The 20,479-nt window shown below is 53.7% G+C and carries 18 protein-coding genes; 6 read left to right on the forward strand and 12 right to left on the reverse strand.

Going from position 1 to position 20,479, the window contains the following annotated elements:
* Together QMX93_RS08625 and QMX93_RS08630 are read left to right on the forward strand one after the other, a co-directional pair.
* Nucleotides 1-549, forward strand: coding sequence for a hypothetical protein (locus tag QMX93_RS08625; RefSeq protein ID WP_282354620.1), 549 nt, complete (start codon nt 1-3; stop codon nt 547-549).
* 191 nt (nt 550-740) lie between these two features.
* Nucleotides 741-2,453, forward strand: a complete 1,713-nt coding sequence (locus QMX93_RS08630; protein ID WP_282354621.1) for a DUF2326 domain-containing protein — start codon at nt 741-743, stop codon at nt 2,451-2,453.
* Between the two features lie 126 nt (nt 2,454-2,579).
* On the opposite strand, the gene QMX93_RS08635 is transcribed toward QMX93_RS08630, so the two are convergent.
* The 12 genes from QMX93_RS08635 to QMX93_RS08690 form a co-directional block, all read right to left on the reverse strand.
* Nucleotides 2,580-2,948: a CopG family transcriptional regulator gene (locus QMX93_RS08635; protein WP_282354622.1), complete on the reverse strand. Its 369-nt coding sequence runs from the start codon at nt 2,946-2,948 to the stop codon at nt 2,580-2,582.
* 697 nt (nt 2,949-3,645) lie between these two features.
* Nucleotides 3,646-4,056: a GNAT family N-acetyltransferase gene (locus tag QMX93_RS08640; protein WP_282354623.1), complete on the reverse strand. Its 411-nt coding sequence runs from the start codon at nt 4,054-4,056 to the stop codon at nt 3,646-3,648.
* An 82-nt stretch (nt 4,057-4,138) separates the two neighbouring features.
* Entirely contained in the window at nt 4,139-5,011 is an 873-nt protein-coding gene (locus tag QMX93_RS08645; RefSeq protein WP_282354624.1) for a hypothetical protein, read from the reverse strand.
* Nucleotides 5,012-5,025: 14 nt separating this feature from the next.
* Nucleotides 5,026-5,568, reverse strand: coding sequence for a hypothetical protein (locus QMX93_RS08650; protein WP_282354625.1), 543 nt, complete (start codon nt 5,566-5,568; stop codon nt 5,026-5,028).
* A 668-nt stretch (nt 5,569-6,236) separates the two neighbouring features.
* Nucleotides 6,237-7,187, reverse strand: a complete 951-nt coding sequence (gene repC, locus QMX93_RS08655) for a replication protein C, IncQ-type (RefSeq protein WP_282354626.1) — start codon at nt 7,185-7,187, stop codon at nt 6,237-6,239.
* Nucleotides 7,168-8,001, reverse strand: coding sequence for a helicase RepA family protein (locus QMX93_RS08660; RefSeq protein WP_282354628.1), 834 nt, complete (start codon nt 7,999-8,001; stop codon nt 7,168-7,170). Before QMX93_RS08660 ends, repC begins: the two co-directional genes overlap by 20 nt.
* A gap of 3 nt (nt 8,002-8,004) precedes the next feature.
* Nucleotides 8,005-8,235, reverse strand: a complete 231-nt coding sequence (locus QMX93_RS08665) for an AlpA family phage regulatory protein (RefSeq protein WP_192420199.1) — start codon at nt 8,233-8,235, stop codon at nt 8,005-8,007.
* Nucleotides 8,236-8,509: 274 nt separating this feature from the next.
* Nucleotides 8,510-9,751: a site-specific integrase gene (locus QMX93_RS08670; protein ID WP_282354630.1), complete on the reverse strand. Its 1,242-nt coding sequence runs from the start codon at nt 9,749-9,751 to the stop codon at nt 8,510-8,512.
* Between the two features lie 307 nt (nt 9,752-10,058).
* Nucleotides 10,059-11,636 (reverse strand): glutamine-hydrolyzing GMP synthase, encoded by a 1,578-nt coding sequence (guaA, locus tag QMX93_RS08675; protein WP_212545604.1) that lies wholly within the window; start codon nt 11,634-11,636, stop codon nt 10,059-10,061.
* A gap of 125 nt (nt 11,637-11,761) precedes the next feature.
* Nucleotides 11,762-13,231, reverse strand: coding sequence for an IMP dehydrogenase (gene guaB, locus QMX93_RS08680; RefSeq protein WP_064118939.1), 1,470 nt, complete (start codon nt 13,229-13,231; stop codon nt 11,762-11,764).
* A gap of 207 nt (nt 13,232-13,438) precedes the next feature.
* Entirely contained in the window at nt 13,439-13,987 is a 549-nt protein-coding gene (locus tag QMX93_RS08685; protein WP_053123506.1) for a sugar ABC transporter ATPase, read from the reverse strand.
* 158 nt (nt 13,988-14,145) lie between these two features.
* The gene (locus QMX93_RS08690) at nt 14,146-14,913 is read right to left on the reverse strand and encodes a sulfite exporter TauE/SafE family protein (protein WP_282354639.1); all 768 of its coding nucleotides are present in this window, start codon (nt 14,911-14,913) and stop codon (nt 14,146-14,148) included.
* Between the two features lie 100 nt (nt 14,914-15,013).
* Here QMX93_RS08690 and QMX93_RS08695 point away from each other — a divergent pair, with 100 nt between their 5' ends.
* From QMX93_RS08695 to leuA, 4 genes are all read left to right on the forward strand, one after another.
* Nucleotides 15,014-15,901 carry a LysR family transcriptional regulator gene (locus tag QMX93_RS08695; RefSeq protein ID WP_282354641.1) on the forward strand — a complete coding sequence of 296 codons (888 nt, stop codon included), beginning with the start codon at nt 15,014-15,016 and terminating at the stop codon, nt 15,899-15,901.
* A gap of 130 nt (nt 15,902-16,031) precedes the next feature.
* Complete coding sequence (gene xseA / locus QMX93_RS08700; protein WP_008082520.1) at nt 16,032-17,411, forward strand: exodeoxyribonuclease VII large subunit; 1,380 nt, start codon at nt 16,032-16,034, stop codon at nt 17,409-17,411.
* A gap of 3 nt (nt 17,412-17,414) precedes the next feature.
* Complete coding sequence (locus tag QMX93_RS08705; protein WP_282354647.1) at nt 17,415-18,236, forward strand: peptidoglycan DD-metalloendopeptidase family protein; 822 nt, start codon at nt 17,415-17,417, stop codon at nt 18,234-18,236.
* A gap of 453 nt (nt 18,237-18,689) precedes the next feature.
* On the forward strand, nt 18,690-20,369 hold the full coding sequence (gene leuA, locus QMX93_RS08710) for a 2-isopropylmalate synthase (RefSeq protein ID WP_053123514.1): 1,680 nt from the start codon (nt 18,690-18,692) through the stop codon (nt 20,367-20,369).
* The last annotated feature ends 110 nt before the right edge of the window (nt 20,370-20,479 follow it).

The raw sequence follows: 20,479 nt of genomic DNA on the forward strand, positions 1-20,479 counted from the left end.
ATGGGCCAGGGTGTATTATTTAAAGACAATAACGGGCCAGTTCACATTGAAACGGACCGCCGGGTAGCTCGTTCCAGCGTGCTAGGTAAACTGATTGAAATTATCGCGACGGCAGAGCCTGCCTTAGTTGACCTTACCAGAGAGCCTGCCGAAATAGAGAAAAAAATACAGTTTAATGACCTCACTACTCATCGCTGGATAATCCAGCAATATGTAGAGAACGCCCTCCTAGTAGATAGCTCAGTCACACAACTTAACAAGATGGTAAACAGCGGAAGCACCAAGCTAAAGCGCCAAATGAAACTATTTTATTGGCAAGCATTGGCTCAATTCGGAATTTCAAATTTTCCAGATGACCTTCAAAAGCTAAAAACACACTCAGATAATGTCGTCGCTAAAGTTCTTACCTTAACGGGTGATTTTGTCCGATCCTCATCAGACCTACAAAGCGGTTACTTTGATGAAGACATAGAATTCGGTGTAGTATTGATAACTAGCTACTCCATAATTGAATGCATTGTGCTAGAAAACCCAAATGATCACAATTGATTCGGACCCAATTTTAAATCCCGTATATATCGGTGCGACCATATTAAATGAATTAACACTCAGTGCCTTCATAGATATAAATATCGAAAACCTTTACGAAAAAATCAAGTTAAAGCTTGATATTTCTTACGAAGTATTCGCCTACGCACTTGACTGGCTATACATTATTGGAGCTATAAACTTGAATTCGAATGGATGCATTGAAAATGCAATTGCATAGTCTGCGAGTATTCAAAAACAGTCAACTTCTTAGAGAAGTCCCCTTTAAAAAGGGTCTAAATCTAATCGTAAACGTTGACTCCGCCAATGCCAAAAGTGGAAATAGCGTTGGAAAATCTACTCTTTCAAGGCTTTTAGACTACATATTTATGTCTTCTGGGGAGGACATTTACACGGACTCTGAGTTCAAAAAAATCATCCCAGAGGTTGCTAACTTCATCGACTCCAACAACATACTTGTAGAGCTTGATTTTCAGGGATTTGACGGCAAGAAGCACTCTATAGGAAGAAACTTAACTAGAAACCCTAAGGAATATGCGTTTTTCTCGAACAACGAGGCAACATCAAAGCTAAAGTACCAGGATCTGATTGCGCAACAGATATTTGGACAGCGCGAAGACAAACCTTCCATCAGAAACTTGAGCCATAAATTCATCCGAAACACTAATGAAAAAATGCAAAATACCGCGCGTTTTTTGCATGTGAACACCAAGCCAGATATTTACGATCAAGTTTATCTTTTTCTCTTTGGATTTCATGGCTTAAGCTTACTAAAGGAAAAAGCTGAATTTAACAATAAAATCTCACTAAAGAAAAAACATCTGGCCGCTTATAGAAATCCCCATCGGGAAAGCGCGCTACTGAAAATGATAAAGCCCCTCGAAACAGAGGAGGAGGATTTGAGATCTAGAATATCTAAATTCGATTTTAAAGACACTCAGGAATCAAGCGTCAAAGAGCTGGTGAGAATTCAAGGTGAAATAGCAGACCTCACCATCAACTACTCTGAAACAGAGTCAAAAATTACCCACTTTAAAAAATCGGTTGAGAAACTCCATAGTGGCGCGTCCAGCGTCAACGGAAAAGAGCTATCCGAAATTTACGCCGAGGCAGGTGTATCTATAAGCAGCAGCTTAAGCCGATCCTATGAAGAGCTCGTAATCTTTCACAACAAAATCCTCTCAAACAAAATAAAGCTAATTCAAAAAGAACTAACAACAGCCGAGGAGAGATCGACGCACATTCGTTCTCTGATAAATAGTTTACAGGAGATGGAATCAAACGTATTTCGGAACATTAACGAACCCGACACCTTAAAGTCAATCGGCCAAATGTATAACGCCCTCTCAACAATTAGAGAGGAAATTGCAAGTACGAAGACACTTCTACAAAAAATTGAGGATACAAAAGAAGCGATAGAAGCACTTGAAGACAGCAAGGATCTGATTGTGAAGGAAATCCAAAACAACATCACATCCCTTGAACAAAATGTCGAAAACTTCAACAGGCATTTTGGCGACCTCAGCAAACTATTCTACGACGAAAGATACATTTTTGATCTCAGCTTCGACGTAGAAAAGGAAAAATGCGGATTCGATGTAATATGTGTAACGCCGAATTCAACTGGTGGGAAAAAGAAAGGTGAGCTAAGTGCTTTCGATTTGGCATATATTGACTTTGTCAATGAGACCAAGCTTAAGCGCCCTACCTTCGTTATTCACGATAGCATTGAGGACGTCGATATCAATCAAATATTTGATATCTTCCAAGCCGCTAACAACGTCGATGGCCAGTATATAGTATCAGTGCTAAGCGACAAAATTTCGGACTCAAGATTTGACGGGTTTAAAAAACGTTCGATAATTCTAGAGCTTTCAGAAACAGACAAATTCTTCAAAATCTGATCAAATTCCACACAATAAATATGCAACTCATTTAGCTTAAGGTATGTTAAGAACACATAAATAATATAGGGCCGCTTAGCTGGAAAACTTGACTTTAGTTTTCAATGAGGAGCTCTGTATTTCTCCTTATTTGGCCCTAATAATTGAACTCATTTTCCCGAGCATTTCCACCTGTAAACGCCGAAACTCGGTCATAATTGCATCAACCTCAATCGCTGCTGCACCTTGGTCTCGCTTTGCTGTAAGCCACAGTTTTAGCAGGCCGGCGACTCTCCCAAGGTCGCCGTTCACCTTAGCTAAGTCCGATACTACGGCCAGGTCTACAACCGACCGTATCGGGTAGTGCAATCCGACAGCGCGTAGGTATCCAGACCGGGACAACCCGGCTTCGGCCGCGCGCGCCGTTATCAGTTCTTTTTCCTCATCGTTCACCCAAACTTCTATCGGCTTGCCGCGTCTACGGGCTTTGGGCCTGCTTGTCTGTTCGCCGGTCATGCTTCCTCCTTTGGTGCCGCTTCTATCTCGTCGCGGTAGCGACTGTATGCCTCGCAGAGCAAGAGACACCATTGAGCCGCAGGCGAATACGGGGGGAGTTGGGAGGGGATGGACAAAGTCCGCACCCGTACAACACACATCTTGCCGTCCAGTTCTACGCGATTTTATGCAACGAAATTATAGATACCAATTGATTGGTGCCGAATCGCATAAAATCGCATTGATTCGCATTGATTCGCATTGATTCGCATAAAGTCGCATTGATTACAGTCCCATTTGATTCCTACCGATTGATAGCACCAAAAGGAAAGGCATCCTGATCTGTCTTTCTGTCATCGAGAAGCCTAACTGTTTGTGACGGTACTTTGCGGGACACTGTCCTGCGCCTTGAGCAATTAGCGAGTCGATGAGCGCCTTGGGCATTGCCAACACTTTAGAAAACTTTTGGCGTCTTCTGCGGCACTATTGCTCGTGCTGAGGATGTCCTTCCCCACTACCCTTCCCTTTGTTGGGTAATCGCACTGACTTGACCACCCGTTTGCATTCGACCTAAACAAACATTTGCACCGGATTTGACCCGCCTCGTTAGCAAATATGACCGGAAGTGAACGGCCAACTGCGTACGCTGGTTAACGCTTGCCTAACGGGTGGGCTTTAGCCTGCACCACTGAGAGAAGCGAACGATTTTAAACATTTTTTAGGCCTGCATCGTAGTTAGGGCTTTTTCCATTATTTCTGGTTCATCAGGTTTTTGAAAATAATCATTTTTTGTATACCAAGCTACCAAACGCTCTGAATCTGTTTCTTGATCTAAGGGGTATGGCTTCAGCCGGATATGTGTACAGCGAAGCTGAAGAGCGTGGTTCTCGGCGTATGAAAGTAGTAATGCTCCAATACCTTGCTGCCTAAATTCTGGAAGAACAAAAATTTCAGAAATGAAGCCGACAGCTTGGTGGCTCCAATCGTCGTATGACAGCAGGCCCGCTTCATGCATATTTACCACCATGACAAATTCTTGCGACCTGCCTCCATGAGCTCGCTCGGCTCGCTCGCAAAGAACAGGGCTTTTCAGAGCACCAATGGAATCGATCTTTAGTACTTCGCGCACATTTATTCCTGTGACCTAACGCATGTTTAGGGGCGGACTTTAACGCGGCCCAGTGAACGAAGCGAACGGCTTGAACCGATTACTAGACATCAGTCAACGCGGACATAGCGTTACGGACTTCTTTGTTATTGTTGAGGCATGCTCGCTCGATAAATATATAAGCGTTTTTAATTAGGTTATTTGGGGGTAGGCTTTTGGCCAATCCTGAAATTTTTTCTTTTGATGTTTTTTGAAAGTCATATCCATAGTCATTTAGGAATGCCATGAGTATGATGTGAAAGCTGTTTAGTACTTGCCAGCGAAGGCAGCTGTAGTCGACTGAGACACCTGAAAAATAAGTGATTAAGTGTATGAACTCTTTTTCTTCGATTTTTTTCTTGAACTCAGAATAACTCAGAATTTTGTCATCGCTGCTCATTTCTCTGACAAATTCTCGAAATTCGTCGCTAAAGAAATGATCAGTGGCTACTGACTGATTGTAGCCTGTACCTTTAAAAATTTCCGTATCGCTAAATATTTGCGGGAAGAGTTTTAGATATTTTAAAAAATCGAGGTCTTTCTCAGTACTGACTGTGCTATCAAGATATACAAGCTCCAGGTCAATTTTGCGGCAAAGCGAAAAAAACAGTAAAAACCTATAACAAAATGACAATAAGTAGTACTTATCTGAGATGTGCTCCCCATCTCTTTGAATGTGCCATGCTTCTGGTGCATTCTTAGAGAAATTCCATAGCCGATGATTAAGCGACTCAGCTGAATTCAGCAGTGGTACTTTGTACTTTGAAATTGCCTCTCTAACTTTTTTTCGCTGATCATATTTGTAATCACTTTCAAGTTTGAATTTATGGAAATAACGCTCCCAGATTGAACTCGTTATGGCGCGCAAGATAAGTGTGGCTATTGTAACGGCTGCTGCGATCAGTGCCGATTGAACTTTTGGGTCAGTTAATTCCATTTTATGGCCTGATGTTAACGATTAGCTAATGGGCCGGCTTCACCGGTCCCAGAGAGTGAAACGAGTGATCTTAACACATTGTTAGAAACCTTTAACTTGTCGCTAATGTCCAGAACGCTGTTGTCTAGCAGCAAGGCTCCGCGCAGGTGCAAAATATGGCCGTTAACATGTACTCTATGCGCGCTGTACTTTGTGATTGCAGAGTGTGGAATTGAATACGCTTCAATGATTTCATATGACTCATTGAAAATTACAGCTATGAGTTCATCAAAGTCATTTTTTTCTAAGTTTCGAATGACACCTAGCTGCTTTGAACGGTTATTTTCGGTTATGCGACGCGCTTTGATTTGAATCTTTTTCCCGTCTCTGGATTCGGCGTCGTGGCCTGCGGCTGAATTATTTGCAAGGGTTAGGTTGAAGGCCGATGAAACCAACCATTCGGCATAATCCCCGACAGGGTTATTTTTTGTTCTAAGTACGCCACGATTTTTAAGCTCATCAATTGCGGCAGAGTGCAGCTTGAGCAACTCAGATATTGATAATTCGGCCAGGTTCATGTCGTTAAGGGCTTCTAACTATTATTGGACGACATTGATGTCGGATAACGGTCCATTTTCATAGGTAACTCCTCGGTCGGGCTGAGGGTCGAGCTAGAAGCGCGACATTGGCGATCATGAAAAGCGACATGACCTTTAGGTACATTACGGAACCATAGGAATCATGTCCATCGTCGGCCTATGGCCGATCTCTGCGCGTCGCCACTGTCAGCTTAGGGTTGTTCTTTGCCGATCATGGCCGCGCAGCGTGATGGTCACATCCGATGCAAATGATTGGTCAGGTCGAATGCCAACGCGTGGGCAGATCTGCGCAATTATCCATTTTGGGCAATTTCCGGGGTCTAAGAACCCCTAGCGTGCACCAAGCCCTTGAAAGTGCCGTTGATGGCTCCTCCGGTCTCTTGGTAAGCGCCTTGAACAGTCCAGCCCACGGCCTTTCCTTTTGGTGTCCAAAGGCTGTAGACCGATCAAGAGTTGTAAGTAATGAGCTGCGCCTCGAGGCGCAGCGCTTTGCGCGCAGAGTAGAAGTCTCTTAGGACTTCTTAGAGCGGAATTTCGCGAAAAGGCTGGAAGCCAGATGGAGCGCGATTTTGCGCCCGTATTTGCCACGTGATTTATTTCCACCTAGGCCGGTGGTAGTTTCCACTTAGGCCGGGGGATGTTGCCACCTACGCCGGGGCTTGAGTTAAGTCGTGATACTCGCTGGGCGTCTCACAACCTGAATACTGTTCGATTAGTGGCATACTTTTTGGGCGGCTGACCAGCACTAGTCCACTGCTCATCTGGTCGATGGACCAGCCATAGCCGCCATGCAAGCTCCGGGTTTGGTCTGCAATTTCGTGCAATGCCGCCCGTAACTGGTAGCGCTTCTTGCTACGGTCTGAGGCGCCGAATAGAGCCCAAGCCGCACCGCCCCAAACATGCGGTGCAATGGTATCGAGGTGTGCCCCATTTCCGTTACCCAACGCCCGACCTAGCCGGATATTCGAGCACAGCCAAGCATGTAGAATTTTCGCCACTCCTGTCTCCAGCTCGTTGCGCTCGAACAGTGAGACTTTGACGTACTGTCCATGAAAAACTGCATCCGTTAAACGCGGGTTTGCTGCGATATGGATTTCACCGGTTTTATGGTTAAAGCTGACCGAGATGAGGTTGCAACGCCGATCCCATCCCGTTTGGCGGTTAATCTCTCGAATCTGTGTATTGGCCAGACGATTCAAGCTCTCTTTTGCCGCCTTCAATGCCCGCCCACTCTCAGGGTCTTGATATCCAGCGTCAATAAGTAGACTTCGCAGGCTGGTGCGTTTGCTCGCCAACGGAGCGCCGTCATCTTGATTAAACTCCAACGCAAGGCGTAGCTGCTTATTGATTGGCCCGGCTGAGGTGCTTTCGATCACAAGCTTTGCAATACCAAGCTGAGCCGTCAGGGCGTACAGAATTGACTGATCATCGGCTCCAAGTTGCTCAAACCCCTGAAATCCGATTTCTAGCTTACCGAAGCGGCGCGGCTCGACGAGCAAGCGTCCTCGTTTTTTACCCTTGGTAGGCACGAACAGCCCGTCAAAGACGTGGGCGGGGTCAAGTAGGGCGTAGGCTGGTTTAATATGTCGCTGCGACAAGTCGCGCCCTCTTGGCCTTGGGCTGTTTCTCCAGCACGGCGGGCTTCAGTACACCGCCCTCATTCCGACGGAACCAACGCTCCTGAAAGGGTGTGCCGTAGTTGGCTTTGCTGACACCATAGCGGACAAAATACCCACGCTGACTGTCCTCGACTCCCCACTCCTCAGACTCGCTCTGCGTCATGCCGGACAGATACGATTGCCACCGGATGTTATCGACCAACACGGACGACCCACGACTGGCCTGCTGCTGGTCGCCTGCGCCCATCATGGCCGCGCCCTTACTGGTGTGGTGCAGAAACACGATTGAGCAACCGGTCTCGGCGGCGATAGCCTCCATGCGGCCGATGACCTGAGCCATCGGGCCGCTGGAATTCTCTTCCTCGATGTGGAACCGGCGCAAGGTGTCGAGCACCATCAGGCGACGGCCCTCACCAGCTCGCCTGAGCCAGTCGAACCAGTTAGGCTTCATGATGTTGGGCTGGCTGCCGATCAGCGGCTGGATGACCAGGCCAGCGGCAACCGCTTGGTGCTGCTCCTCACTGAGATACGCCCCTAGAGCATGCAACCGATGATGGATAGCGGCGGTAGGATCTTCGGCAGGCAGATAGATCACCGGACCAGTGGGTAGCTCGCCCAATCCCAAGAGATCAGGGCCACCGGCGATCTGTGCGGCTATTTGCAAGGCCAGCATGGATTTGCCGACACCGCCGGGCGACACCAGCGCCCCGACCGTACCGCTCACCATGCTAGGCAAAACATAATCCAGCGGTGGCGGCTTATTCTCGAAAGCTTTTCGTAGGTCAATCGCCACAGTTCAGGCCCCCATTCCGGGGCGGGGTGCTGGGCCGGATTCCTTACAGGTATCGATCCATGCCTCAATTTCGGCCAAATCCCACACGACTTTACGACTGCTAAGAGCGATGCGTCGCGGGAATTTCCCTAGTTTCTCAAAGTTGTAAATCGTGCGCTCGCACAGCGGAATTATTGCCAGCAGTTGCTTCTTGCTGATGAGGACCTTGTTCCCTTTTCTCGATTCTTTCTCCACACCGAACTCCTCGTTTTGTCGCATATAGAGGTTCGATTATTGCCCCACAATTCCAGAGCTTTCCAGCAAAAAATTAGTCATTTTTATCTTTAATATCAGTTACTTAGCTACCGTAAAACGTCTAATTTCCGGACAGTAAAATATATCCAGACGTTTGTTTTTACAGGAATTTTTTCCTCCGACATTTCAACAATAAAATGTGTCCCACAAACGGGTAATTTGCGGACAGAAAAAAACCCACAGATGTGGGCTTTTCGCTACAAAAGCAGATGGATCACTGTGTGCTTAAAGCATCACGAAGACCAAAATCAGCTCTCTGGACGTGTTTTTTGCACGTCCATTCATCAATCATATCTGCCCAGTCCTGAAGCATTGCCCGGCGCTGATCCCGGTATTCAGCCTTGTTGTAGACGGCCCGCACGCCCTTCTGCTCGTGTGCAAGGCACTTCTCAATCCAGTCTGAGTTGTAACCTGCTTCGTGCAGCAACGTGCTTGCTGTCCGTCTCAGGTCATGTGGTCCGAACTTACTCAGTGGCTTCCCTTCTTTCTGCGCAAGCCGATAGGTCAGCGTCAGCACCTGATTGATCGTTGCGGTGCTCATTGGCAAGTCAGAATCGTAGCGTGAGGGCAAGACGTAATCCGAGCCACTAGCAAAGGTCTTCAATGCAATGAAGAAATCCAGCGCCTGTCTAGATAAGTACACCAAATGGGGGTTGCGCCGCTTCATCCGCTCTTTCGGAATGGTCCACAGAGCTTCGCTAAAATTGATCTCGTCCCAGGTGGCGTTGGTCAGCTCACTTTTGCGCACCATGGTGAGCAACAGCAGCTTAGCCGCAGCTCTCACAGAGGAGGCGGTGCCGATGCGGTCCATGTATTGGTACATCAACGCGATTTCGTCAGGGCCCAAAGCGCGGTCACGGGGCTCAAATTTAGCGATGCTTGCAGGGCGCACCAGATCGGCCGGGTTCTCGACCTTCTGGCCACGCTCAATCGCCCATCGGAACACCTGCATTACGATCTCACGAGAGTGCACCGCCGTGGCCGGAGCACCTCGCTCCACGATTGCATCGGTCAGCGCTCGCAGGTCCTCGTGGTTAATCTCTACCAGTTTCTGATTGCCGAGCTTAGGTTTCAGCTCACGCTCGTAAACAGAGCGGCGCATGTCACGGGTCGAGTCGGCCATCTGGTAACCGCGTAGCCATTTCTCTGCCCAAGCATCAAATGTCTCCGCGCCCTTGCTACGGGCCTTGTCACGGGCTTTCTCCTTAGCAGGTGATTTGCCAGCCGCAACCATCTTTTTGGCCTCACCAAGCCGCTCTCGCGCTTCTGCAAGCGTGATGCCGCCTACGCCATAACGGCCAAACGTGATCGTTTCTTGTCGGCCGTTGATGGAGTAGTTGTAGCGAAACGAGATTGACCCCGCCGCCGTGACAGCCACATAGAGCCCGTCTCGGTCATTCACCTTGTAGAGTTTTTCTTTCGGTTTGAGATTACGCAGCTTGGTATCGGTCAGCATGGGACTCTCGGATTCCGTTCAAAAAATACCATGCTCAGAAGCGCACCCAAAATCGCAGGAAAACCCAATGAATTCGGACGAAAAAGGGGATTTGATACCATGCTCTCTTCAACAGAGATGACATGGTATCGAACGCCGAGCATGGCATTTGGCTCAGTCAATACCCCGTACCATGCCACATAAACACGGTGCTTGGCGATGCACAAAGCTGCCGGAAAGTGCCAGACCCAAAAAGCCAAAAGCCCGCAATTACGCGGGCTTCAGGGCATTTCTTGCTAGGTGGTGCCGGACAATGCCGGACGCCCAATCATTCCCACTCAATCGTCGCAGGCGGTTTGCTCGACACGTCATAAGTAACGCGCGAAATGCCTTCGATTTCATTGATGATGCGGCCGGAGACGGTTTCCAGCAGTTCGTAAGGCAGGTGCGCCCAACGCGCGGTCATGAAGTCGATGGTTTCTACGGCGCGCAGGGCAACGACCCAGGCGTAACGACGGCCATCACCAACCACGCCAACCGATTTCACTGGCTGGAACACGACAAAGGCCTGGCTGACTTTGTGGTACCAGTCGGCTTTGCGCAGTTCTTCGATGAAGATGTGGTCGGCACGACGCAGCAGGTCGGCGTATTCCTTTTTCACTTCACCGAGGATGCGTACGCCCAGGCCCGGGCCCGGGAATGGGTGACGGTAGACCATGTCGTACGGCAGGCCGAGTTCCAGGCCCAGACGACGGACTTCGTCCTTGAACAGTTCGCGCAGTGGCTCGACCAGTTTCAGGTTCATCTCTTCCGGCAGGCCGCCCACGTTGTGGTGCGATTTGATCACGTGGGCCTTGCCGCTTTTCGCGCCAGCCGACTCGATCACGTCCGGGTAGATGGTGCCCTGAGCGAGGTACTTGATGTTGTCCAGTTTGTTCGACTGGGCATCGAATACGTCGATGAAGGTGCGACCGATGATTTTGCGCTTCTTCTCTGGATCGGCTTCGCCGGCCAGGTTGTTCAGGAACTGCTCTTCAGCGTTGGCGCGGATCACCTTGACGCCCATGTTCTCGGCGAACATGGCCATCACTTGCTCGCCTTCGTGCAGACGCAGCAGGCCGTTGTCGACGAAGACGCAGGTCAGTTGGTCGCCGATGGCTTTGTGCAGCAGCGCGGCAACCACCGAGGAGTCAACGCCGCCGGACAGACCCAGCAGCACGTTGTCGGTGCCGACTTGTGCGCGGATGTTGGCGATGGCGTCTTCAGCGATCTTCGACGGCGTCCACAGGGCTTCACAGCCGCAGATGTCGAGAACGAAGCGTGACAGGATGCGACCGCCCTGTTTGGTGTGGGTCACTTCCGGGTGGAACTGCACGCCGTAGTAGCCACGGTCGTCGTTGAACATACCGGCGATCGGGCAGCTCGGGGTGCTGGCGAGAACGTGGAAGTCTTCCGGCATCTTGGTGACCTTGTCACCGTGGCTCATCCAGACGTCGAGGCCGAACAGGCCATCAGCGTCGATGTGGTCTTCGATGCCGTCGAGCAGGCGGCTCTTGCCGACTACATCAACGCGGGCGTAACCGAACTCACGCAGCTCGGAACCTTCAACCTTGCCGCCCAGTTGCTCGGCCATGGTTTGCATGCCGTAGCAGATACCGAAAACCGGTACGCCCAGATCGAACACTGCCTGTGGGCAGCGCGGGCTGTCGGCGACGTGTACGGACTCGGGGCCACCGGCGAGGATGACGCCTTTAGGAGCGAATTCGCGGATCGCATCTTCGTCCATGTCGAACGGGTGCAGTTCGCAGTACACACCGATCTCGCGCACGCGGCGGGCGATCAGTTGGGTGTATTGCGAACCGAAGTCGAGGATCAGGATGCGGTGAGCGTGAATATCGAGGGCCATGGTAGAGCTCTGAAAAGCAGTTGCAAGCTTCAAGCTGCAAGCTGCAAGTTATCGGAAGCTGCGCGGTAGCTGCATGAATGCAGTACCGCTTGCAGCTTATAGCTTGTGGCTTATAGCTGTCGGCGTTAGCCGACCCGGTAGTTTGGCGCTTCTTTGGTGATCTGCACGTCGTGCACGTGGGATTCGGCCATGCCAGCACCGGTGATCCGCACGAACTCAGGCTTGGTGCGCATTTCTTCGATGTTGGCGCTACCGGTGTAGCCCATCGAGGAACGCAGACCGCCCATCAACTGGTGAATGATCGCGCTCAGGGTGCCTTTGTACGGCACACGGCCTTCGATGCCTTCCGGAACAAGTTTCTCGGCGCCTGCCGAGGAATCCTGGAAGTAACGGTCGGAAGAACCTTGAGCCTGGGACATGGCGCCCAGCGAACCCATGCCGCGATACGCCTTGTACGAACGGCCCTGGAACAGTTCGATTTCGCCCGGCGCTTCTTCAGTACCGGCGAACATCGAGCCCATCATCACGCAGGAAGCACCGGCAACGATGGCCTTGGACAGGTCACCGGAGAAACGGATGCCGCCGTCGGCGATCAACGGTACGCCAGTGCCTTCAAGGGCAGCAGCAACGTTGGCGATGGCACTGATTTGCGGGACGCCGACACCGGCGACGATGCGGGTGGTGCAGATCGAGCCAGGGCCGATACCGACCTTGACTGCGTCAGCGCCTGCTTCGGCCAGAGCCTTGGCAGCGGCGCCGGTGGCGATGTTGCCGCCGATCACCTGCACTTCAGGGAAATTCTGTTTAACCCAGCGAACGCGGTCGATCACGCCTTTGGAGTGACCGTGAGCGGTATCGACTACCACCACGTCCACACCGGCATTGACCAGAGCGGCGACGCGGTCACCGGTGTCTTTACCGGTACCGACAGCAGCGCCAACGCGCAGACGACCTTGATCGTCCTTGCTGGCCAGCGGGTAGGCTTTGGCTTTTTCGATGTCGTTAACGGTCATCATGCCTTTGAGGGCAAATTTGTCGTCAACGATCAGAACGCGTTCGATGCGGTTTTTGTGCAGCAACTCGCGAACGTCGTTCTTGTCGGCGCCTTCCTTGACCGTGACCAGACGCTCTTTAGGCGTCATCACTTCACGGACGGTGGCTTCCAGACGGTTTTCGAAACGCACGTCACGGGAAGTGACGATGCCGACCAGGTCGCCATCGTGCAGTACCGGAACGCCGGAAATGTTGTGCAGACGGGTCAGTTCGAACAGTTCACGCACCGTGGCATCAGCCTCGATGGTGATCGGATCCTTGACTACACCGGCTTCGTAACGCTTGACCTTGCGAACTTCGGCAGCTTGCTGCTCGATGGTCATGTTCTTGTGGATAATGCCGATGCCACCTTCCTGAGCCATGGCAATTGCCAGACGGGCTTCAGTAACGGTGTCCATTGCAGCAGAAACCAGAGGAATATTCAGCTCGATGCCACGGGTTAGGCGGGTCTTGAGACTGACTTCGTTAGGAAGCACCTCGGAATAACCAGGCACTAGGAGAATGTCGTCGAATGTCAGAGCTTCTTGGCTGATACGCAGCATCGCGGGGGCTCCCGAGCGGGAAAATGGAAGCGCGCCATTATAGTCAGACACCCCCTTCGGATCAACGTAAAACTCAGTCTAATTGATATACGGAAAACCCTGTTTTTTGTAGGAGCTGCCGGAGGCTGCGATCTTTTGACGTTGTCTGTTAATAACCAGATCAAAAGATCGCAACCTTCGGCAGCTCCTACAGGGAATATTTGAGGGTCAGAGTTCTACTTTTACCCAACTGACGGGGAGATCGAGCCAGTCGGCGAACTCGTCGAGGAAGCTCTGTTTGAAACCCGCTTCCAGCCAGTTGTTGAAGATGAAGCCGAGGTTGGAGAACCCGCACTCTTGCAGGTACAGGAAGCCGTTGATGTCGTCTTCGTGCCCGCATTCCGGGCAAGTGAAGTTATCGGTGCGCCCAGGCATCCAGTCTTCCAGGCTTTCGAACAGTGCCTCGCCGATCTCGCGACGGCATTCGGCACAACCGGCTTCTCCGAGAAACCCTTTGGCCGGGGTATAGATGCAGCGTTTGGTGACGATTTCCAGACCGTTGATGGGCTCGCCGAACGGCAACGCCTGCGGGTGCAGCACCACGGCCCGCGCGCCATCGGCAATCGCGTAAGCCATGCGATTGCCAGTGCGGCCGCAGGTGCTCAGCTCTTCCTTGACGATGTTTTTGCGCACCAGCCAGCGCACGATCGCCCGGGCCCGGGGTTCGTGCACCGGCAGGGTGGAGATTTTCGGGACGATGATGCTTTGCGAATTCATGGTGCAGCCTGCGACGTCAAATGGGATTTCTGCGATGCTCGCTCCGCCGCCATCGCGGGCCAGCCTTGCTCCTACAAGCTCATGTGAACCTTGTAGGAGCAAGGCTTGCCCGCGATGGCGTCAGTGCGGCCGGCAGCTTAATCCCTGACAAAATCCGGTCAAGTGCTGAGATAGCGCCCGATCAACGCCACCCCGCTCGCCAGCACCAGCCACGTCACCAATCGCACAAACGCCTCGCGCGACAACCTCATGGTCAACCGCCGCCCGACCCACAACCCCAACGCCATGGCCGGCAACAGACACAGCGCCAACATCAACAAGGGTAGCTCGGCATACACTCCGGCGATGGCAAACAGGCTCAAACGCACCACCGTGCTGCAACTGATCAGCGCACTTTGCGTGGCCCGCGCCGCTTCCTTCGGCAATCGGCTGTTCAAATAAATCGCATATAAAAAGCCGCCGCTGCCAAACAGCGCACCAAATAACCCACCCACCGTGCCCATCGGCACTGCCCAACCGGCCGACAATTGCGTCGGCCGCGCTTTCACCCACAGGCTGTAAATCGCGTAAGCGCTGATAAACAGCCCCATCAACAGCAACAGCAGGTCGGACTTGAGGTTGAGCAGGAAAATCACCCCCAACGTACAACCGACCGCCATACACGGCAGCAACCGCAACAACTCCGGCTTAGCGACATCGCGCCGCGACGGCAGCAGATTGCCGAACGCCGCGACGAAATCCAGCAACACCAGCAGCGGCACGATCTTCGACAACGGCATGAACAGAATCAGAATCGGCCCCGCCACCAACGCCGTGCCGAACCCTGCGATACCGAAGACGATATAAGCCAGCACGACGCCCAAGCCGATGATCACCCAGCCTTGCGCGCCCCACGACCACTCACTCAACAAACCCGCCACGCTCATTGATGCGCTTCCTTAATAAGCCTGAGATGACTTTAGCCAGCGCCAACGCTTGCGACTAATATCTTCAAAGTCGCCAAGTCATCTCGAAAAGGCATACCTGATGCTTTCCACCCGACAATTGCGTTACTTCGTTGAAATCGCTGAATGCGGCAGTTTCAGTGCGGCGGCGGAGCGCTTGTTCATTGCCCAATCGGCGCTTAGCCGGCAGATCAAGGCCATGGAAACGCACCTGCAAACGCCGCTGTTCGAGCGCACAGCACGTCAGCCGCGACTCACGGCGGCGGGCGAAGCGTTTTTGCCGCGAGCGCGTAATCTGCTGATCGAACTGAACAAGGCCAGCGTCATGGCCACCGAAGTCGGTAACGGGCAACTCGGCACCCTGCGTTTGAGCCATTCCAGCACCGTGCCGATCAGTGGGCGTTTGCTCAGCGATATCGGCGCTTATCTACAGCAACAACCGGGCGTGTCGCTGGATATCGGCAAGCTGTCTTCCGAGGCGCAATTGGAGGAACTGGCCGAAGGTCGCCTCGATGTCGGTTTGCTGCGCCTGCCAGTGCTGCGTCAGCGCGAAGGCATTCAGATCGTGCCGCTGTTTAGTGAACGCCTGTTGCTGGCCGTGCCGGCGGACCATCGATTGGCCTCCTTGGATACGGTGGAACTGGCGCAGCTCAAGGACGAAGCCTTCATCTCCATTCCCCATCCACAGCGCGGCGGCCTGAGCTATTTGTGCGCCGATCTGTGCATGCGCCAGGGTTTCTTCCCGAAAGCGGCGCGGGTGATGTCGCGCAAGACCACACAGTTACAATTGATTCAGGGCGGATTCGGCATTGCCCTGCTGCCGGAATCAATGCAAGACATTGCACCGAGCGGCGTACAATTTCTGCCGCTGAGCGATCCCGACTGCCAAAGCACCGTCGCCCTCGCCTACCGCCAGAACCCCAGCCCCCTGATCCACCACTTCCTCCAGACCTTCACCACTCCCCTGTAGGAGCTGCCGAAGGCTGCGATCTTTTGACCTTGATCTTAAAAACCAGATCAAAAGATCGCAGCCTCGTTTCACTCGACAGCTCCTACGGGGATCGTGCAATGAGCGGGACAATGCCTTTAAACTGCGCCCCATGATTAAAGATCCTTTTGCAAGACTTGGCCTGGACCGTGAAGTCCTGACCGTCAGCCAGCTCAACGGCCGCGCGCGGGTGTTGCTCGAAGACGTGTTCAGCAACATCTGGGTCGAAGGCGAAATCTCCAACCTCGCCCGACCGGCGTCCGGGCACATCTACTTCACGCTCAAGGACAGTGGCGCGCAGGTGCGTTGCGCGCTGTTCCGGCAGAACGCCGCGCGCGTGCGCCAAGCGTTGAAGGATGGCCTGGCGGTGAAAGTGCGCGGCAAGGTTTCGTTGTTCGAAGGCCGTGGCGACTATCAGTTGATTCTCGACACCGTCGAGCCTGCCGGTGACGGCGCGCTACGTCTGGCGTTCGATGCGCTGAAAGAAAAGCTCAGCGCCGAAGGCCTGTTCAGCGCCGAACGCAAAGTGCCGTTGCCCGCGCATCCGCAGCGCATCGGCATTATCAGTTCGCCGACGGGTGCGGTGATTCGCGACATCATCAGCGTGTTCCGCCGTCGTGCGCCGCAGGTTCAGTTGACGCTGATTCCGACCGCCGTACAGGGCCGCGAAGCTACCGCACAAATCGTTCGCGCGCTGAAAATGGCCGATGCCCGTGGCTTCGATGCGCTGATCCTCGCCCGTGGCGGCGGCTCGCTGGAAGACCTCTGGTGCTTCAACGAAGAAGCCGTGGCGCGAGCCGTTGATGCTTGCGTGACGCCGATTGTCAGCGCTGTCGGCCATGAAACCGACGTGTCGATCAGTGACTTTGTTGCTGACGTTCGCGCACCGACGCCATCTGCGGCTGCCGAATTGCTCGCGCCTGATTCCAGCCATCTGATCCGCCAGGTCGAAAGCCTGCACCGCCGCCTGGTGATGCGCATGCGTGACCGTTTGATGCGTGATCGTCTGCGCCTCGAAGGCATGGCGCGTCGCCTGCGTCATCCCGGCGAACGTCTGCGCCAGCAAGCGCAACGTCTGGATGATCTGGACATGCGCATGCGCCGGGCCTTCGAGCGCAGTCTCAATACCCGTCGCGAACGGCTGATCCGTCTGGAAACCCGCCTCGCCGGGCAACACCCAGGCCGCCAGTTGGCGATGTTGCGCCAGCGTCTAGACAGCCTCGCCGAGCGTCTGCCGCGTGCCATGCGTGAAGGCCTGAAAAACCGTCGTCTGCAACTGCACAGTCAGATGCAGACGCTGCATGTGGTCAGCCCGTTGGCGACCCTCGGTCGTGGTTACAGCATTCTGCTCGATGAGCGCGGCCATGCGATTCGTAACGCCGCGCAGACCCACACCGGCCAGCGCCTGAAAGCCAAACTCGGCGAAGGCGAACTGCAAGTGCGCGTCGAAGACAATCACCTGACGCCTGTCACCCTTTCTTTACTGGACTGATCCATGCCGCGTTTTCTGGCTCCACTGTTTTTGCTCTGCCTGACCTTCAACGCCCATGCCGACAGCTACATCACCCGGATGCTCAACAAACCGGTACCGGGTGGCGTCGCCGTGGTTGATCTGGGCACGGCCGCGCAGGCGCCGACCGCCACCTATCAAGGCAAACCGGTGCTGGTGGTCAAGGAACAGGACAACTGGCTGGCAATCGTCGGCGTGCCGTTGACGGTCAAACCGGGTGCGCAGCAGATCAGCAGTGGCGGCCGTAATCTGCCGTTTACTGTCGGCAACAAGAAATACCCGGAACAGCACATCACCCTGAAGAACAAGCAGCAGGTCAATCCGGATCAGTCGAACCTCAAGCGCATCGAGGGTGAGCTGGCCGTGCAGATCAAGGCCTATCGCAGTTTCAGCCCGAATACGCCGAGCAATCTGCTGTTGGACAAACCGGTGAACGGGCCGCTGTCGAGCAAGTTTGGTGTACGTCGCTTCTTTAATGGTGAAGAACGCAATCCGCACGCGGGCCTCGACTTTGCGGTGCCGGCAGGCACGCCGATCAAGACTCCGGCGGCGGGAAAGGTGATTCTGATCGGCAACTACTTCTTTAATGGCAACACGGTGTTTGTCGATCACGGGCAGGGCTTTATCAGCATGTTCTGCCATATGTCGAAGATTGATGTGAAAGATGGCCAGCAACTGGCACGTGGCGCGGTGGTGGGCAAGGTGGGCATGACCGGCCGCGCGACCGGGCCGCATATGCACTGGAATGTCAGCCTGAATGATGCGCGGGTGGATCCGGCGATTTTCATTGGTGCGTTTCAACCTTAAGGAATTCGGTGAGGCTAATGGCCTCTTCGCGAGCAAGCTTTGCTCCTACAAGGACACCGCATACTTGTAGGAGCAAAGCTTGCTCGCGAAGACGGCCTCAAAACCACTAAAACACCCTCTGACACCCACCACCGTCAATTGCGTCCCAATCTAACCTCACGCAAACTTCAATAAGATCCGCTGACTTACTCGCAATAAAATCCTGCAAAACCCCTCATTCCGAGTATTCCTCTCAATTTTTTTCGACTGCTTGCCATCCTCTCCCCTCGCGGTTAGGGTTGAAGGCATGAAAACCTCTCACACCCTCATTCAGCTTCGCCAGCACCGCAGCCTGTGCCTCGTCAGCGCACGACTGCCAGGCTGAATCGCTGCGCCTCGCCCAGAGCTTTTCCCAACATATTCGTAACACCGGCAGGCCGCCTTTTTTCGGCCCAGACAATAAGGAATTTCCCGATGAGCATGCTCAAAGACCCGTCTTCGAAATACCGCGCGTTTCCTGTCATCAACCTGCCGGATCGCACCTGGCCGTCGAAAACCATCGACACCGCGCCGATCTGGTGCAGCTCCGACCTGCGTGACGGCAACCAGTCGCTGATCGAGCCGATGGACGCGGTGAAAAAGCTGCGCTTCTGGAAAACCCTGGTGCAAGTCGGCGTGAAGGAAATCGAAGCCTCGTTCCCGGCCGCTTCGCAAACCGACTTCGACTTCGTGCGCACCCTCATCGAAGAAGGCCACATCCCGGACGACACCACCATTCAGGTGCTGACCCAGGGTCGTGAAGACTTGATCGAGCGCACCTTCGAATCCCTGCGCGGCGCGAAGAAAGCCATCGTTCACTTGTACAACGCCACTTCGCCTTCTTTCCGTCGTATCGTCTTCAACCAGGACAAGGACGGCATCAAGGCCATCGCCGTGAACGCTGCCAAGCTGTTCGTCAAATACGCCGCGATGCAGCCGGACACCGAGTGGACGTTCGAATACTCGCCGGAAACCTTCAGCGCTACCGAGCTGGAATTTGCCAAGGAAGTCTGTGATGCGGTGATTGAGGTGTGGAACCCGACACCTGAGCACAAGATGATCCTCAACCTGCCCGCCACCGTTGAGTGCGCAACGCCGAACATCTACGCCGATCAGATCGAGTGGTTCGGCCGCAACATCAACCGTCGTGACAGCGTGATCATCAGCCTGCACACCCACAACGACCGTGGCACCGGCGTCGCCGCCACCGAGCTGGGCCTGATGGCGGGCGCCGATCGCGTCGAAGGCTGCCTGTTCGGCAATGGCGAGCGTACCGGTAACGTCGACCTCGTCACCGTCGCACTGAACATGTACACCCAGGGTCTCGACCCGCAGCTGGACTTCTCCGACATCGACGGCGTGCGCAAAGTCGTCGAAGAATGCAACCAGATTCAGGTTCACCCGCGTCACCCGTACGTTGGCGACCTGGTGCACACCGCGTTCTCCGGCTCGCACCAGGATGCGATCCGCAAAGGCTTCTCCCAGCAGAAACCGGACGCGCTGTGGGAAGTGCCGTACTTGCCGATCGACCCGGCCGACATCGGCCGTAGCTACGAGGCGGTGATTCGCGTCAACAGCCAGTCGGGCAAGGGCGGCATCGCGTACTTGCTGGAGCAGGAATACGGCATCAGCCTGCCACGTCGCATGCAGATCGAATTCAGCCAGGTCGTGCAGCGTGAAACCGATCGTCTCGGTCTGGAGATGACCGCCAAGCAGATTCACTCGCTGTTGATCAGCGAATACCTGCAAGCCAACACCCCGTACGCGCTGGTCAGCCATCGCCTGCAGGAAGAAAACGGCAACAGCAATGTTGAAGTGGAAGTGGCGAGCAAAGGTCAGGGCGAAACCAACCTGCATTGGCGCGGCAAGGGCAACGGTGCGCTGGAAGCACTGGTCGCCGGCCTGCCGATTCCGGTGGAGATCATGGACTACAACGAACACGCAATCGGCGCTGGCACCAACGCCAAAGCGGCGGCGTACATCGAGCTGCGTGTGAACGGCGAACGTGCGGTGCACGGCGTGGGTATCGATGAAAACATCACCACGGCCAGCTTCAAGGCCCTGTTCAGCGCGCTGAACCGCTCGCTGAGCCAGCCTGAGGCGAAAGCGGCGTAATCGATTGCTGAAATGCAAAAGGCCCCGAAGTGCGAACTTCGGGGCCTTTTTTTGTCTGCTGACGGCAATCGTTCCCACGCTCCGCGTGGGAATGAATCAGGGGACGCTCC

The sequence above is a fragment of the Pseudomonas sp. PS01303 genome (assembly GCF_029959385.1).
GTDB lineage: Bacteria > Pseudomonadota > Gammaproteobacteria > Pseudomonadales > Pseudomonadaceae > Aquipseudomonas > Aquipseudomonas rustica.